13 protein-coding genes and 1 pseudogene are annotated in these 17,143 nt (G+C 55.1%); 4 read left to right on the top strand and 10 right to left on the bottom strand.

From position 1 onward, the window contains the following. Positions 1–19: 19 nt before the first annotated feature. Complete coding sequence (locus tag F3J36_RS20280) at positions 20–787, bottom strand: HpcH/HpaI aldolase/citrate lyase family protein (RefSeq protein ID WP_166720429.1); 768 nt, start codon at positions 785–787, stop codon at positions 20–22. Between the two features lie 287 nt (positions 788–1,074). On the opposite strand from F3J36_RS20280, the gene F3J36_RS20275 reads away from it, so the two are divergent. Further along, positions 1,075–2,190, top strand: a complete 1,116-nt coding sequence (locus F3J36_RS20275) for an ABC transporter substrate-binding protein (protein ID WP_166720428.1) — start codon at positions 1,075–1,077, stop codon at positions 2,188–2,190. A 41-nt stretch (positions 2,191–2,231) separates the two neighbouring features. On the opposite strand, the gene F3J36_RS20270 is transcribed toward F3J36_RS20275, so the two are convergent. After that, complete coding sequence (locus F3J36_RS20270) at positions 2,232–4,223, bottom strand: TonB-dependent siderophore receptor (RefSeq protein ID WP_247653218.1); 1,992 nt, start codon at positions 4,221–4,223, stop codon at positions 2,232–2,234. 830 nt (positions 4,224–5,053) lie between these two features. Between F3J36_RS20270 and F3J36_RS20265 the strand changes: the two are divergent. Continuing rightward, a pseudogene (locus F3J36_RS20265) lies at positions 5,054–5,481 on the top strand (ASCH domain-containing protein). 60 nt (positions 5,482–5,541) lie between these two features. Here the strand turns inward: F3J36_RS20265 and F3J36_RS20260 are convergent. From F3J36_RS20260 to ycgZ, 6 genes are all read right to left on the bottom strand, one after another. Then, a complete protein-coding gene (locus F3J36_RS20260) occupies positions 5,542–6,000 on the bottom strand; it encodes a GNAT family N-acetyltransferase (RefSeq protein ID WP_166720426.1) in 459 nt (152 codons plus the stop codon). Between the two features lie 59 nt (positions 6,001–6,059). Next, on the bottom strand, positions 6,060–6,395 hold the full coding sequence (locus F3J36_RS20255; RefSeq protein ID WP_371742060.1) for an ASCH domain-containing protein: 336 nt from the start codon (positions 6,393–6,395) through the stop codon (positions 6,060–6,062). Positions 6,396–6,534: 139 nt separating this feature from the next. Beyond that, complete coding sequence (locus tag F3J36_RS20250) at positions 6,535–8,658, bottom strand: tyrosine-type recombinase/integrase (protein WP_166720425.1); 2,124 nt, start codon at positions 8,656–8,658, stop codon at positions 6,535–6,537. A 1-nt stretch (position 8,659) separates the two neighbouring features. Continuing rightward, complete coding sequence (locus F3J36_RS20245; protein WP_166720448.1) at positions 8,660–9,616, bottom strand: site-specific integrase; 957 nt, start codon at positions 9,614–9,616, stop codon at positions 8,660–8,662. Positions 9,617–9,947: 331 nt separating this feature from the next. Next, positions 9,948–10,202 carry a biofilm development regulator YmgB/AriR family protein gene (locus F3J36_RS20240; RefSeq protein ID WP_166720424.1) on the bottom strand — a complete coding sequence of 85 codons (255 nt, stop codon included), beginning with the start codon at positions 10,200–10,202 and terminating at the stop codon, positions 9,948–9,950. A 28-nt stretch (positions 10,203–10,230) separates the two neighbouring features. Beyond that, positions 10,231–10,482: a regulatory protein YcgZ gene (gene ycgZ, locus F3J36_RS20235; protein WP_166720423.1), complete on the bottom strand. Its 252-nt coding sequence runs from the start codon at positions 10,480–10,482 to the stop codon at positions 10,231–10,233. A 1,221-nt stretch (positions 10,483–11,703) separates the two neighbouring features. On the opposite strand from ycgZ, the gene F3J36_RS20230 reads away from it, so the two are divergent. Further along, a complete protein-coding gene (locus tag F3J36_RS20230; RefSeq protein ID WP_100702970.1) occupies positions 11,704–11,919 on the top strand; it encodes a hypothetical protein in 216 nt (71 codons plus the stop codon). Between the two features lie 470 nt (positions 11,920–12,389). Here F3J36_RS20230 and F3J36_RS20225 read toward each other — a convergent pair whose 3' ends face one another. Further along, entirely contained in the window at positions 12,390–12,818 is a 429-nt protein-coding gene (locus F3J36_RS20225) for a hypothetical protein (protein WP_166720422.1), read from the bottom strand. 631 nt (positions 12,819–13,449) lie between these two features. On the opposite strand from F3J36_RS20225, the gene F3J36_RS20220 reads away from it, so the two are divergent. Then, entirely contained in the window at positions 13,450–15,021 is a 1,572-nt protein-coding gene (locus F3J36_RS20220; protein ID WP_166720421.1) for a diguanylate cyclase, read from the top strand. Positions 15,022–15,045: 24 nt separating this feature from the next. Here F3J36_RS20220 and F3J36_RS20215 read toward each other — a convergent pair whose 3' ends face one another. Then, entirely contained in the window at positions 15,046–16,827 is a 1,782-nt protein-coding gene (locus tag F3J36_RS20215) for a GGDEF and EAL domain-containing protein (RefSeq protein WP_166720420.1), read from the bottom strand. Positions 16,828–17,143 lie beyond the last annotated feature (316 nt).

Here is a 17,143-nt window from a genome sequence, read left to right as displayed (position 1 = left end):
TGGTTTGGAGTTGGATAAGTTAAAGAGACTGGATGTCAGATAGCCGCTGTTTCAGCGTACGGAAAAAGAAGCCACGATCTTCACCACACAGCCAGTGCATTACGCCATGGCTTTGCCAGTATTGCTGCTGCTCGGGTGTACGGGGATTTGCACAGAAGGGGATCCCTGCGGCCCCGCAGCGGTCGGCGAGGTGGCGGATTTCTGCTTCAACCCTGGGGTGTGCGGGTTGTGGACCAAGCTGCATGCTCATGGCCAGATCCAGCGCGCCTTCCATCACCATGGTGACTTCTGGCACGCGTAGCATGGCATCAATGGCCTGGATACCCGACGACGTTTCAATCATCGGCACCAGCCATAACTTTTCATTGGCCTGACGGATGTAGTCTCCGAGTGATAGCGTCCCGAAGCCGGTTACGCTGCCGCCAGTGATGCCTCTCGTACCAACCGGGGGGAAGAACATCGCATTGCGCAGCGAGATGATTTGCTCTGCACTTTCTGCGCGTGACAGGACGATGCCGTGAGCCCCCATATCCAGAATGCGTCCGGCCCGCGCAATATCATCGCAGGTAAGGCGTACCAGCGGTGCACAGCCATTGAACTGAGCCACTAGGATGCACTGACTCAGCAGCGTTTCGTCATGAGGGAGATGTTCCAGATCGAGGATCACGAAGTCATACCCTGAGACAGCGATCATTTCCACAAGGGTGGGGTGAGGAACGGAGTTCAGGATGCCAAAAAGTCCATTTCCTGAACCGGAACGCTCCACGGGTAGTGCAAGCGAAATCATAATTAATACCTGTATTGGTAATACTTATCATTTACATTATCATTACGTTTGATCTTAAGTTTTTCAAATGATTTAAACAAGATGGTTAAATATATTCACTGAGTGATAGTTGTGAAATAGAAGTAACCTGAACACTTTTCATAATTCACACTCATGATATATCTTTGATATTATGATCTATTTAGTAATATTCTGTGTCAGCTTTCTTAATTTTCAGCTGCAATGCATCTCATTTGATACTTTAATTTGGTTTAGCAATCAGAAATGTCTGTAAGGAAACCGATAAGATGAAAGGCCAGTGTATACTGGGTTTGGCTGCCTTAATTTGCTCGCAGGCAGCTGTCGCTCAATCTGTCACCGTGACCGATCTCGCGGGTCGGCAGGTCAGGGTTAACGCGCCGGCAACGCGCATAATCCTGGCGGACAGTCGCATGCTGTTACCAATGAGCCTGCTGCATCCAGGCAATGCGCTTAAAGGGATCGCTGGCTGGGATGATTCGCTTCAGACCCGCGCGCCAGATATGGGGCGGTATTTTTCGCAGCATTACCCGTCGTTGTCTTCCATTCCGGTATTCATCAATCCTTACCGCAGCAGTTTTAACGTTGAACAAGCGACGATGCTTAAGCCTGACCTGATCGTGTTCGATACGGGAATACTGGCGAAACTGAAAAGCGAGGGGACGCTGGATTTGCTGGAGAAAAGCGGCATTCCGGTGGTGTTTATCGACTTCCGCCAGCAACCGCTGACCCACACGCCCCTGAGCATGAAACTGCTGGGGGAGGTTACCGGAGAGCAGCAGAATGCCGGACGGTTTATTCAGCGCTGGAATCAGCTTCTCGACAGAACCCGCCAGCGTGTCGCGACAATCTCCAAGAGTAATTGGCCTGGGGTGGTGTTTGAAAACCATGCCGGAATGACAGGCTTGAACTGTTGCGCGGTATTTGGCCGCGACAGTTTTGGTGAGTTCATACCCGAAGCGGGCGGGCGGAATCTGATGGCGGACAAGGTGCCGTCGCAGGGAGCCGATATTAGTCCTGAGCTGCTGATTGTGGCTCGCCCTGATGTGTATCTGATGAGCGGAGCCGACTGGAGCAGGCGCGGAGGCACATCTCAGGCAGTACCTCTGGGATATGAAGCGACACGATTCAGTACCTTACCAAAGCTCGAAAAGCTGATGCAGCGGGACAGTATCAGTGTGCTGCCCGTGGCAAAATCTGACCGCGTTATGGCGATATACCATCAGTTCTACGATAGCCCCTTTAACGTTGTGGCGTTAGAAGCAATGGCTAAACTTTTTCATCCGCAGCAGTTTACCGATGTCGATCCTCAGGCGGATTTAGAATCGCTGTATCGCGATTTCACCGGAATGCCTTACAGCGGACTTTTTTACGTCCAGCCATGATAAAAAAGCCCGCTCTGGTGAGCGGGCTCTCTTCAAAACGATCAGAACTTCAGACTGACACCCGCCGTGACAGAACGTCCCGGGGCTGGCTGACGTCCCCACGGGCTGGTGTCCACGCCACGGAACCAGTAATCGCGGTTAAAAATATTATTGACTCCAACATAGCCGTTAAGCACGGTGCGGCCTGATTTATACAGATCGCGGCTCACCTGCGCATTCCATACCCAGTATGACGGCATCTGACCAACCGAGCCGGTGCTGTTCTCCTGCACTGTGTTGGCTGCGTCCGCGTAGGACTTACTAAAGTAATAGCTCGACAGCGAGAAGGTGGTATCGCGCCAGTCGTAGCTGCCATCCAGCGTCAGTTGAGTGCGGGAGGCGTAAGGCACGTCTTTACCGCGGTTCACGCCGTTCCTTTGCTCGGCCTGCAGGTAGGCATAGCCCGCATGCAGTTTGAGACCTTCAACCGCTTCCGGGCTCCAGAATCCTTCCAGCTCGACACCCTGATGACGGGTACGACCAATGTTGAGGTAGCTGTCAGACACACTGTCGTACGAAATCTGATCTTTGTAGTCGATACGGTACAGGCCTGCATGCAGGCTGACGTTATCAGTCGGGGTATAACGCACGCCGCTTTCATAGTTCCAGGCCAGCTCAGAACTGACGTCGCCGCCTTTGACAATCTGCGTCACCTGCGCCGGACGCAGACTTTTTTGCATATCCGCATACAGGAACCACTGAGGTGTCAGCTGATAACCGACGGTCAGACCCGGCAGCCACTGTGTATCAGGCGCGGAGGTGCGTATCCCGGTTTTTTTATCGGTGTATTTTTCACTGACGTTTTCATAACGCATGCCGGGTGTGATGGTTAAAGTGTCACTGAAGAGCTTAACGGCGTTACTGATGTAGCCGGCCCAGGCTTTGTCATCGAAGTCCCAGTCACGAGTGACGGAGGTGGTGCCGGTAGCCAGCGTGCGCTGGCGCACCTGGTAGCCCACTTTCTCACTGACAAAGCGACCGCCAACAATCCACTGCTGGTTTACGTTGTCACCATTAATGTCCATGCTGAGGCGCGGCTCGGTTCCCCAGACCTTGAAGCTGCGCGGGGAGTTCTGCACGATATCGGCGGGCAGGGCCGGATTAAAGTTTTGACCGGCTACTTTGCTCATGCCAACGTGGAAATCACGGTCTGACTCATGACCGAAGAACATCCAGTTAAATTCGGCGTTATCAATAAAGCCCAGTGATCCCAGCTGCTGGTTATAAACTGCACTGTAGCGTTTGGTATGACCGTCGTAGTCATCCCAGGGACGGGTGCTCTGATTACGGTCGCGATTGTAATCTGCAGTTGAAAGGGCGCCAGCGAGATCCGCGTGAGCGTCGTAATACTGGTAGGAGAGGTTTAGTGTGGTGTCTTCATTAATATTCCACAGGCCACGCACGCGGAAGTTCTGAACTTTGCTGTCGCTGTGCTCACGGAATGAGCTGCCTTTCACCTGATTGGCTTCGACCTGCAATCCAAAATCATCATTTAACATGCCGCCAGTACGCAGGTAGGTATCCCACAGATTGCGTCCTTTACCGTAAAACGTGGCGCGCTCTGCAATTTCATTCTCCCACTTCAATGGGATCGGTTTACTGATGAGGTTGATGACGCCGCCCACGTTGTTTGGGCCGTATTGCACCGCCGCGCCGCCGCGCACCACGTCAATGCGATCGATGGTTGAGAAGGTCACCGGAAACAGCGACATGCCTTCCTGTCCGTAAGGAGCTAACACCAGCGGAATACCGTCCTCAAGAATCTGAGCGCGACCGCTTCGGCTGTCATATAAACCACGCACCGCAATCTGTGGCAAAACACCTGTGCCGGTTTCATCCTGAATTTTGACACCAGGCACGCGCTGCAACGCATCATCAAGGGTGCGGTTAGCGCCTTTTTCTAATTGATCATTGCTGATAACCGTGCGGCTGCCCGCCCAGGTTTTAACCTCTTCAGCGCGGGAGTCACCCAGAATATTTCCTGAAACTGTCATCGTCTGTTCTGCAGCGTAACTGAACTTAGCGGCCAAAATCACGGCCAATGCTGTGGCAATCTTAGTGCGTTTCATCTTCAATCCTGAATGATAATGTAAGATTTGTGTAATGATTCTGATAGACATTATCATTATCAAAAATGCTTAACATTCCCTTTCCGTTAGTAAATCTATGTCAAGAACAGAAACGCATCGTGTTTTTGGGCTAAACGCTTTTCACTCTTAGTCACGGATATTGCAGCAAGTCAGTAGCGATGCGGAATGTAGAGGAGGAAAGATAGAGGGATTACGACAAAAACGTAATTGTTCGAAATATATGAATATGATGTTTAATTTTTTTGAATTTGCTGCTTAGCAACCACTTATTGGAAAAGTATGGCACCTAAAATTGATCGCCTAGCGGCAGAAGCGAAGGTAAAAGCCGCCTCCGCTTTATTTAAGCGAGGCACAATATCCAACAAAGTACTCGCTTAAAGGTTTCGCTAACGATAGCTTTTCCATCCTGCATGCCCGACATTTTCGAAACATAATTGCAAGCGAACGAGATCTGTGGCTTTTCGGTAGGACGATTGCGCTGATTGGCATATCCGGCAAGCTTCAGGGTGCTGCCAGAAGCGGCGTTTCAAGCCTGTCGGATGGGATCTGATGGCAATAACAAAATGAATTTAGTGCAGCTTAGTATCAGCGTTGATCCGCTTTGAGCGATCTGCGGACGTCAAAATTCTGGGGATAGGGATGTTACGCCACATTAAACATACCACTCCAGAAACGAATTCAATGAATCTGTGCTAACTTCAACCACCAAACGGTTGCTGCAAAAGGATTTTATTATGAATTTAGTTGATGCTCTGAAGGCGAAATATCCGGATTCCCAGGCTTGGCAGATCGGAGACAATGCTGATATGGATAACGAGCTGGCGGACTTGGTTATGAAAGGGATTAAAACCGCATCCTGTGGTTCTTTGGCCTCATACTTGGCAGAAAAATCGCCACCAAGAATAGGCAGTCACAATATTATCCTCGACGGTCGGGATGAGCCGGTATGCGACATCAGAATGACTCAATGCGTCTGGTTCGCTTCTCTGACGTTACTAAGGAATTAGCCCGCAAAGAAGGCGAAGGAGATCTGAGCCTCGAATACTGGAGATCTGAGCATAAAGCCTTTTTTACCAGAGCTGGCTTTTACGCTGACGACATGGAGCTTGTCGCAGAAGAATTTGAGGTCGTTGAGGTCTGTAACAGGACTGACCATGCTTAGCGCTCATATTAAATATAACAGTTCTGTAGCGCACTTCCTTGGCGCTATAACAGCATGAAGTCAAGGAAGCTCTTTGCGCATAAAAACACTCAACGGATCTGCTTTATATGGGGGAAATGCATCGCATATCTCGTACCCGCACCTGCGATATAGCGCTATAGCCGGTTGCTGGTGAATCCCTGTTTCAAGCTGCAACAGCCGCGATTTCTTTTCTGAAGCAATCCCCTCGATTGCACTGACTATATTCTGCCCAAGCTTCCTTCCCCGGTATTCCGGTCGAATGTAAACCCGCTTAATCTCGGCTGAGCCGTCTTCGTGAAATAGCAAAGCACCACAACCTGCAGGTGCATTTCCTTCATCACGTACGATCACGCATCGGAGCTGTTCGTCACTGACTGCTGAAAAATCTAGGCAGTGGTTACTTTCTGTAGGATACAGTCCGCTCTGAAAGGCATCGAGCTCACTAACCAACCACGTCAGGTCAGAATCCCCTTTTTCGACTTCTGAAATGTTGAACATTCACTATCCTCAGCTCAGTTTTAACAACTGAATCTACCATGCTGTTCTAACTATGACGCCTATAAAGATTTAACATACGCCGCAGGCGGTAAATGGTGGATGACCGTAACCTCTGAATCCATCTCAATGGACGGGTAGTGCTCACGCATCCCTTCCAACAGTTCAGCATCAGGCCATTCAGCACTTTTTCCAAGCCTGGCCGCAACGTCAAAAAGCGGCATTTTTTCGACGTGCGTGACACACACCATGACCGTGTCAAAGACATCCTGCACGTTTACGTAAAGCATAGGGCCCGGCACAATTTCGCGTTCCCGCCATCGAATGGTATGACGCTTCCTGCCTGCGCGAACGTCCGGCAGTAGGCGAGGCACGATTTCAATACTCTGCAATGACACATAACCTCCGGTGACCTTGAGACAACGATCAGTAGTAATACTAGTTTTTAACTAATGGATTGAATTTAATCTTGAGCAGGTTAGTTTTGTAGCAAAGCGTATATTTTAAACGTCCGCTACTGGCATAATGCGGCCCGTTTTACCGTTCTGGTTTAAGGGACAATCTTTTAAGTGCCTGTTCAATTTTATCTGCGTCATGTTCCACGATGGTTCTCTCATCGGGTGTGAGCGGAATCTCCTCAAGGTAACGCCGAACAGAGGCTTTGCTTTCCAGTATCAGTCCGCGTGCACTCTGTTTTAGCAGATTAAAGTCGCAGCCAATGCAGGCCATCCGGTGCTGACAACTGCTCCAGAAGGGATTCGTGCAGTATGAATCGCCCAAATCATAGTAAGTCGCAGGCCCGGTCAGGCTGGCGGCTTCCGGATCGTGATCAATCAGCACGCTGATCATGTGCGCGACCCGGTCTGCTTTGACAAACGAGGCGGCCAGCTGGGTCGGACGGATGCGAAGATAATGCATAGTAGACTGAGGCGTTGAATGTCCCGTCCACTGCATCAGTTCGTACAGCGACATGCCCTGCGGGACGCTGGCCAGTGCGGTCACCGCTGAGGCCCGTCCCCGGTGGCTGGTTATCGTTCCTCCACTGTCCTGCAAAGGGACGCCCGCACGTGCGCAAAGCATCGGTATTACCGTTCGGTTAAGAATGTCATCGCCGGCAGACTTACCGCGGTACTGTAACAGAAGGCGGACTTTCTCACCGGTCCGCTCGTCGGTAAGCATCGCCTGTTCAGAAGGACGTTCATCCAGCCAGAGGTCGACGTATTTTTTCACCACGGCCGCCACCGGTTTCACAAAGGCTTTTGAGGTTTTTCCGGCCGGGATATGCAGGTAGCAGAGGGTTCCTGCCGGAATGATGCTGCCGTCGTCCTTCTCAATATCGTCCGCCTGCGCCGCGATGCACCCGGTCGTCAGTCGGAGCAGCTCACTCTTCCTCAAACCCGCATGGGTCCAGATGACGGCCATCGCCTGCAGCATGGCGAGCGGGTAATGTATCTCAGTGAGGAGGTCCTCCTGACGCAGATTGAGGCTTGCCCAGATGAGCTTCAGACAGACAGGATCGTCGATGACCCTAGGATTGACGCCGCGACGGAAAAGGGGCGTATCGGGTGTTGAAAGATGACGTGCCGGGCTGAAACGCAGACGTCCCCAGCCCCAGTTTTCGTAATCAATCATAAAACGGCGCAGTGAATAGATAAAATTCGCCCTGGAATGCGGCATCATGGGCTCGCCGGTGCGCACCGATTTCCGGGTGCCTCTTTCCGTGCCCAGCTGAAGTTCATCCACGTTCATCCGGCCTACCGACGCGATGAAGCTCGCGCAGGTCTCCATGGTCCAGTCTGACGGTTCCCGTACCTCCGGATGCTCCCGGGCCAGCCAGAGACCAGTACGCAGGGCAAAGCTGTACTGGGTTTCGCGGGTGCGAGGCCTTAGCACGGACGTTTCACGCCAGCGCCGGCACCAGTGCACCCAGGCCGGATCGATGCCTTCTACCGGTTTTTCATACCATCTTGTGTAGTTTCGCATCCGCATCGGGGCGCTGATAATACCCAGCGCAGCGAGTGCGTGCGAAACCCGCCCGACATACCGGGAGGTGCCTGCCTCCATGCCGGACTGGACCTGCCACAGCAGTTCCGGCGTAAACGTCTCCAGCCGGGGATCCTGATTTATAATCATCAGCGTTGCCAGTATGCCGGAGACATGATTTTTCTGGCTGGCCGGGGCATAGCCCAGCGATGTCAGCGTATCTGTCAGACGGTGCAGCTCCTGATGATAAATAGCCTGGCCGAAAATGGCAGAGGCGTAGAGGGCGGGTTTGCGTATATCGGGCAGGCTGAGCGGGTCATGCAACCCCCCCAGATGCCAGGCAAAGGCGGCAATCAAAGGCCGGCCCTCCCTGACGTCCCGGCAGAGCGTCTGCCAGCGTTCCTGCGACCATCGCCAGCACGGAATGCCGGAGGAGTACATTTCGCGCAGCAGCCCGGCTATCACCAGCCCGGCGATTTTGCTGCTGCATCCGCTTCCGGTGGCAATATCCTTCAGCGGTCTGATGAGGTCTGGCGCAGGCTTCATCCGCAGCATGCCGGCGCGGCTGTGAGCGCTGGCCAGCGCCTCGCGTTCAGCGGGCGTCAGTGACGACTTAAGCCGGTATTCAGTTATGTCGAAGGGACGCCAGCTGCATCTAGTCGGTTTGTGTGCGCTCATGTTATTTCTCCAGGCTGAAAATAAGGTTTGCCATCCTGATATCTGCCGTTTCAATCGCGCCGGCCATCCTGGCAGCAAGATCCCGCCCCGACAGGTGGATATAAATCTGTGTTGTGGTCAGGTCGCGGTGTCCCGCATAGGTGGCAAGCTCGTGCAGCTTCCAGCCTGCGCGGGCCAGATGCGTCAGCCGCAGGTGACGGAAGGTATGGGTTGAGATGTCCGGCATCCCGGACTCCAGCGCCCATTTACGAACCGTTTTGCTCCAAGCCCAGAATGAAAGCGGCGCGCTCGGATTACGATCGGACGCGGAACGGAACAGGGCCCCTCTGACGATTCCTGTACGCTTCATGTGCATAAGGTGGGCCGCCAGCACGGGCGCAACGGCCGGGCTGTAACAGACAATACGCTCACGCCGGCTCTTGGTCGTTTCTGCCCGGATGCGGATAAGACGGTGCGCGAAATCAAAGTCTTCGATACTGAGCGCGGTAATTTCAGACCTCCGCAGCGCACCGTAATAGGTGAGTGCCAGCATCAGGCGATCACGCAGCGGGGAAGCGGTTGCATGAAAGAGAAAAGACTGCCACTGAACACCTTCAGGAATGCACGGCAGCTTTACGACGCGGGGAACCAGTCCCCGGCCGGAATTCAGCATGCCGGGCGTGTCTGACCGGGGCAGCGGGTTGACCGCGCACAGATCCAGGTAGATGAGAAAGTCATACCAGAGGCGAATCGCCGACAGGCGCAGCTGGAGCGTGGCGCTGGCCACGGGAAAAGGCATGCCGGGCAACTGAGGGCTGATGTACGCAGCCAGGTCTTCAAACCGGGCCTTTTCAGGTTCGATACTGTTCTGGCTGCAGAACGCAAAATAATGGCGGAGGGCACAGCGGTAAGCCGTGAGTGTAGCCTGTGCCCGTCCCAGATCGGACTGCAGTTTCAGCCAACGCTTCGCCAGTAACAGGACGTATTCATCCGGTGATCAGCATCGCGTTCTCCTTTGACAGCAATGTTGATTGCTGTCAAAGTCTACTCGCACAATGTTGCATTCCACATAACTTATTTTATGTGGAATGGAATATCACTAATTGTAATGGGCGGAGAAGACGATAATAATTATTTCAGGCAAACATAAAGATGCGGTGTTACTGATGTTTCAGGATTATAATTGCGCACAGAATAGTACTGATAACGCATGCCATTGGCATAAATGCAAAAAGACCAGTTGAAAAGACGCCGCCTCTGGCTGCTGCGGCCAGGGTAGCTGACAGAGCGCATTCCGCTCCTGTTCCGGGCTAAGAGTCCTCACCCTCATGTGAATAACCCACAACAACCTCAAGTGCACAGCGAAGAATGTCGAGCCTGACTACGTCTGTGGTACTTTCCAGCTCTGCTATCAGGCAGAGTATGACATCCTTACGCAGCACGCGGTCCCCGTTAAGCTTCAGGCGATGAATCACCTCGCCGATAATTTCTGACTCTCCGGCCAGCTGGTTGCCATGCTGTTTTAGCACACTGAGGATTTGTTCTTCGGTTTTATTCTTATGCATAACAGACACCACTCAGGGCCCGACGAATTCAGGCTGCACTCTGGCGGCCAAAAAGCAGGCCGATCAGTATGCGGTAGTGCTGCTCTTCCTCCGCGCTGGCGGCCACTTCCAGGCGACGTACAAGCTTTGCGCACAGGGCGGGGCGGTTTAAGGCGGTACCGCTGCGCAGAATTTCAATCACAATCTGTCCCAGCGATTCCTCCTGCGTGGGAACCTGAACGTCAGAGAAGTACAGAGCAATATCTTCTGCGGTATAGGGGGCAGGGCCTTTGTGGCGCATTCAGCGTCCTTGATTAAGGGGTGTTTAAAATATGAACGGGTGATATTGCGCGGAAGGTATATAAAAAAAGAACCCTGTATAGTGATTTATCGGATGCGGAATGATATTCCGGTATCAAAAAAAACTAGCTCATGATTAATAAGCAATTATTCAGGTCAGTTATTTTCAGGCGTGATTTAGGAAATGTGAAGTTTTAACCCAGATCTCCGGCCGCCAGTCTGACCGCAGCCTCGCCGATAATGATATGGCCTTTCTCATCGTCGTGATAAAACACAGTACAACCTCCGCCCCGGGAAAGTGACAGTCTCACTGCAACTGTAGCCCCGGATGAGGTTTTAACCAGAACACTTATCTGAATTTTCGTCCCGGTATAAGATTTTGAATTAACAGCAGGCGAAACGGATCCGTAAAAAAGGATATCAGCGGTCATGACAGGGTGGACATCATAGCCGGTGTATTCTGATGTCAGTCTGCTTCTGACCGTCATCCAACCTGCTGCTCAGGCGGTTTACCACACGCACGCCGTATTCACCGCGGCTCCTCATAAACCTCAATACGGATGATCATGAGCGGCTCACCGCGACTTCCGGTGGTGTGATGCCTCTCAGCCGCGCGGATTAACGGGCTGCGGGACTCCAGCAGGTCAGCCAGCTCGCGAAGCCTGTCAGCCAGACAGGAAGGTGATACGGGCTGGTACGAAGGGGGTAAGGCTCGGGCCATATATGCTTATACTCGTGGGCGATTGCTTTCCTTTGTATCTTCGGCCGGAATGCATTTTTCCTGAGCGCTGCAGGACGTTTTATTTTTTCCGGAGCGGACCGTGCCCCCGCGTCAAAAGCTTGCCTGCTCTGGCCCGGGGCGGACGGCCCGGATCTGAAGCCCGCATCACAGGCTGGCAAAAAACCGCAACCCTCTTGCCAATTTTTTCGGTGGCATGATATCCGGGCGTGCAGGCATCAGTCCGATGAGCATGCAGCATGATCTTATGCGTTAATCTGATTTAACGTGATTAGATCCATTTAATTTATGACCAGGAATTTTGCCATCAGAATTCCTGTTTATTTAACACAAATATAATCAGGTATTTTATGCAACTTTTCAGGAGCGCCTTTTTTACGCAATCATAACGAAAATAAATAACGCACCGTGAGAAAACAGGTCTATTATGATTGTGTTATTAAAATAATATAAAATCACAGTAGTTTTTCACCCGGGGGTTATATGGTTCACATTGATTTGTGCACCCGTGAAGGCGTGATGAAGGCTTATGCTTTCCGGACGCCAGAGCAGGCTTTAAGTATGATAGATAAGATAAAGGATGATGATTTTCAGTGGTTTAATCTTGACTGGGAGGGCAGGAAGTTCACCTGCCCGAAAAAGTTTATTAAAAGAATGACAAGCTGGTCTTATATTAAAATGATGCGGGGGTTCCTGTAACCTACATTTTGTTAACAATCCGGAAATAAATAAAATCACGCAGGGATGCGTATTTTCTTAATATCCGAATCGTTTCGGTTCCTCTGAAAAGCCACCTCTTGGCAGAAGTCACTTTTCCGCCGAGAGGTCAGCGCCCGGCCGTCCGGATATGGCGGTAACGGCGCAATAAGAAAAAGACGCCCCTCATCACATACATCGGGGACTTTACGGGTGTGTGTGCCTCACCCGCCTGATGCCGGATGTCCGTGTCGCAGGTCTCACAGTGGCTGATAAAATAATAACGATCCTCCGTGGTCAGAGGTGCACAGCAGCGCCGGCAGCGTACGGGACCCATGGCGTTTCTTCTCCGCTTAACCTGCTGTATACCCGCAGTGGTTTAAGCAAAGACCGCCGCTGCCGTTAAGGCAACCGGGCGCACGTGAATAAGAGGATTCCTGGCAGTGCGGGCCGCGATCACCGGGGGGCAGGGCTCAGTGGCAGCGCGCGGGCAGGGCGCCAGCCCAGAGGCGCAGGCTGGCGGAAGAAAAATGCAGGGGGCGTCCTTCCGGCAGGGCGCCGGCCAGCCGGACTCCTCGGCCTGCACGCCCGGACAGCATGTCCAGCATGGCGCCGGGCACCCGGGCGTAGAGAATGTTGCAGTGTCCACGCAGGGCCTCGCCGGCACACGTCCATCCGCCGCCGTCCTGTCCTGCGCTGTTTTGTATGTCATCGCCCGAAAGCCTGCCGTGCGGCGCCTCCAGCGAAATCAGAAGCGCTCCGTCGTCATCGCAGGTCGCGTGCAGAAACACGTTTTTATCCTCCGAAGCCGTGATGCAGGTGCCGGAGCCGGGCGTGCAGGCTGCCGGCTGCGCCCATAAGGGGGACGCCATGAGCACAAACAGCAGCAGCATCTTGTTCATAAACGGCCCGCCTGTCTGTATGAAATTTGTACGCCACCCGCCATCGGGCATGGTGCGCTCCCTGGCCGATGGTGTATGCACCCTGCCCACAGGGTTATCCACCGCACGGGTGCATAAGTTCGCCTGTACGCCGGCGGAGAAAAAAACCGCGCGGGTGCGCGGTCAGGACGTTCCGTAAATACCGGACAATACGCCACCGGTCGTCCGGACCTGAGTCAGGTGCGGAAGGGCGGAGACGCCAGCTCTCTTCGTTTGCTGTGCAGACGCGTTGTGTGTGCAGCGCAGGGAGTATATCCCTTTTATCTGTATGGTACCGGCCCGCCTTCATGAAATAAAACGTCCGGCACGATAAAAAAATGCCCGCAAGCCTTCACGGGCTAATCGTTGATTTATGCCGTGGTGAGACGGCACCGCTTTATTAAGCATTTTCCATGATATTTATCCACGAATATTGTGTGAAAGCAGAGGATTATCAGATTAAGTTGCATTAAGAAGAATGAAATGCGCTAAGCTGGCGTGGGCCGGCCCCCGCAATCCTGTCGCGCGGCGCATAAAAGGCGCGCTGTTCTGCCATTTAACCCGGTCCGTGACCGTTACACTCTGATGACACCTCAACCGGACCCCTGACGCCATGCCGCTGAAAAAACTCCGCCTCCGTACACTGCTCCTGTCGCTCTCCGTCGGCGGGGTGATCCTCACCTCCTGCCTGCTGCTCGGGGCGCTGCTGATTTTTCAGAAGGGCAACATCGAGGACAGCCTGCTGGAGAGCAACATCGCCTACGCGAGGAAGCTCGCCGACACCACCGATCGCTATCTCGGCACGGCGCAGCGCGAGCTCGCCTGGAGCGCTACGCAGATTAAGGGCCTCACCGACCCCGCACTGCTGAGAGGGGAGACCGACCGCCTCCGGCTGCAGTCCGGCTTTTTTAACACGGTGGTGGTGGTAAACCGCGACGCCGTTATCGCCGCCACCTCCCCGGAGAGCCTGAGCCTGGTCGGCGTGAAGCTGCACTCCGATGCGAGCCGGCAGGCCATCGCCACGCAGAAGCCGTTTATCTCGGCCCCCTTTACCTCGGCCTCCGGTAATTACGTCGTGTTCCTGTCACAGCCGCTGTTTGCGCCGGACGGTGGCTATCTGGGCTACATCGGCGGCACCATTTATCTCAGGAAGCAGAGCATGCTGAGCGATATCCTGAGTCAGCATTTCTACGCCCGCGGCTCTACCGTCAGCATCGTCAGCAATGACGGCCTCATCGTGTTCAGCCACGACCCGTCTCTCGTGGGAACCAGAATGACGCTGAGTGCCGCCCTGATGAAGCGACTCGCCACGACGGACAGCGGACGATTCAGCACGGAGGCGGGCGGACAGGCGTTTCTGACGGGGTTCGCCAGCCTGCACAAAACGGACTGGAACATTTTTATCGCGGGCACTTCTGAAACGGTCCGGCATATTCTCGTGCGCACGGCGGAAAACGCGCTGTGGTTCCTGCTGGGGATCATCGTGCTCACGGCCGCCGCCGTTGCCCTGATGGCCGGGCGCATCGCTTACCCGCTTGAAAAGCTGGCCGGCATGGTGCGGGACGACGACAGAGAGGCGTCGCTGGCCTCGGTGCCCGCCTGGTATTATGAGGCCGATCGCCTTAAGGAGGCGGTACAGGATCACCGCCTGGCGGTCGCCGGCCGCATGGCTACCCTCAGCGATGAGGCCATGACCGATCCGCTCACCGGACTCTACAACCGTCGCGGCTTTACCCTCATGGCGGACAGGTTCAGCGATGACGCCGCGCAGTGCGTGATTGCCATCGACATTGACCACTTCAAAAAAATCAATGACTGGTACGGCCATGATGCAGGCGATGCGGTGCTGGTCAGCCTCGCCGGTCTGCTGCGGCAGGCGTGCCGGACGGGGGACGTCGTCAGCCGCTTTGGCGGTGAGGAGTTTATTCTTCTGCTGCCGCAGACCTCCGTGGAGGATGCGGCCCGCACAGCGGAGCGCATCCGCGACGTGGTCAGCACCACAACGTTCCCGTACGTCGGCGTCATGACGGTCTCTGCCGGGGTGGCCGCGCTGTCAGACTGTGGCAGCCGCGATGCGCTTCTGCGCCGCGCCGATGAGGCCCTTTATGAGGCCAAAGGCGCCGGACGTAACGTGGTCATCGTCGCCGGACCGGAGGGGTTCAGGCGCTACAGGACGCCAGCCTGAGGGCTGTGAACCCGCGGCGGCGGGTCAGCACTGCCCGCGCAGCTTCCAGCCCAGCCACTCGTCGAGCTCCCCTTCCGGCAGCGGCCGGGAGTAGAAGAAGCCCTGCGCCTGGTCGCAGCCGTACTGGGTGAGTGCGGTCACCGTTTCTGCATCCTCGACCCCCTCGGCGAGCACCGTATAGTCCAGCTCCTTCAGCATCGCGATGATGCTGCGCGCGATGATGCGCGAGGCGGTGTCTGACGAGATTTCGCTGATGAGCGTGCGGTCCAGTTTGATGACGTCCAGCGGCATGCGCCGCAGGTAGCTGATATTGCTGTAGCCGGTGCCGAAGTCGTCCAGCGAGATGCCAAAGCCCCTGAGCTTCAGCATCTCCAGCCCCTCCATCGCCGCCGGGCTTTCGATGATGCGCTCGGTCTCCAGGCACTCAATGCCCAGCAGCGCAGTGGGCAGTTTTGCCTTCAGCATCTTGGCCTCCAGCGCGTCGGCAAAGCCCTCGCGGGAGAAGTCCCTGCTGCTGATATTGATGGTTACCGGAAGCTGGATGCAGCTGTTGCGCAGGCGGGCAAGGCGCGCGATAGCGCGGTCGGTCACCCAGGCCGTCAGCGCGCTGAGCAGCTCGGTCTGCTCAGCCAGCGGCACGAAGAGGGCGGGTGAGAGTTCGCCCCGTACCGGATGGCGCCAGCGTACCAGCGCCTCCAGCCCCACCGGCAGGCCACTGTGGAGGCAGACTTTAGGCTGGTAGGCGAGCCACAGCCCCCTGTCTTCCCGCAGCGCGGCGGCCAGGTCGTTCATCAGGGTAAAGTCCAGCGTATGGCGCGCATCGGTCGCTTCGCTGAAGCGCATGGCGGGCACGTCCCGGCCGATGGCCTCGTGCAGGGCGCTGACCGCGCGACGCAGCGCTTCCTGCGCCGGAATGTCGCCCGGGGTGAAGGTGACCTCCCCGGTGTGGGTGCTGAGCGCCACGGCGATGCCGTCGCCCAGGTCGGCGCTGATCCCCTCCAGTCGTCCTGCCACCCAGTCCGCGCTGAGCCGGCTGTCGTCACGCGTCAGCACCGCGAATCGCCCGGTGGCAACGGTGTAGAGCAGCTCGCCGGCGGCAGGACGGAGCCGCAGCGGCAGCAGCGTGGCCACGTCCTTCAGCAGGCTCTCCACCGGACCCATGCCCATCGAGCGCGCGAGTTCATAGGCGCGCGGCATGTCGATGCAGTCTATCAGCACCAGCCGGCGGGCTGTGCGGTCACCGGATGCGGCCAGATACTGAAGGTCGCGGATGAGGCGCTGGCGGTTAGGCAGGCCGGTGACCGGGTCGGCAAACCCGGCGGAGTGCCAGGCCTCCAGAAACGACATCACCAGCGCGGCCAGCAGTTTCAGTGTCGTGACCTGCTCGGCGCCAAACGGGTGCGCCGCGGTGTCCGTGACGCACAGCGTGCCGAGCACGATGCCTTCGCGGTTCTTCAGCGGCACGCCGGCATAGAAGCGGATGTAGGGTGCGCCCGTGATGAGCGGGTGCGTCACAAAGCGGGCGTCCAGCCAGGTGTCGGGCACCACAACCGCGCTGTCGCTGTCCACCGCGTGACGGCAGAGCGAGTCCTGCCGCGAAGACTGCGCGAGGGCGAAGTTGTGTGCGGCCTGCACGTGCTGGTGCTCGTCGTCCAGCACCGAGATAAAGCTGCCGGGGATGCCGAGCGCCTGGCTTGCCAGCCGCACAAATTTTCGCAGCACGTCGTCACGGCTTTCGTCGGGACTGCGCAGCGCCTTCAGCGCCCGCGCGCGGCGATCGCTGTCGCCGTTAAGATTCATCAGCATAAGTTCCTGCGCACTGGCCTGGTTCCGGTGCGAAATTATAAAGAGAAGGTGGACGGTAACGAACCGTTGTAAAAGTCAATGACTGCGAAAGGGAAAAACGATTAAAAACTTTATTATGGGGCTTACTATAGGCGCTGTCTGTTCTGATGTCATGCTTATTTTCTTTAGCAAATTATTTAACGCAGCGCGATTCTTTTATTTTATCGTCGGGGAGTGTCCTTTTTTAATTATTCCTGCCAGACTTCTGTTAAATAAACGTAGCGCGCAACTTAATCACGCGCGCAATTAAAAAAACGATAGTGCTTCTTATTATTTA

The sequence above is a fragment of the Pantoea sp. Cy-640 genome (assembly GCF_011752635.1).
In the GTDB taxonomy this organism is placed as follows: domain Bacteria; phylum Pseudomonadota; class Gammaproteobacteria; order Enterobacterales; family Enterobacteriaceae; genus Pantoea; species Pantoea dispersa.
The sequence above is the reverse complement of the archived record's forward strand: the minus strand, read 5'-3'. Positions and strand labels throughout refer to the sequence as shown.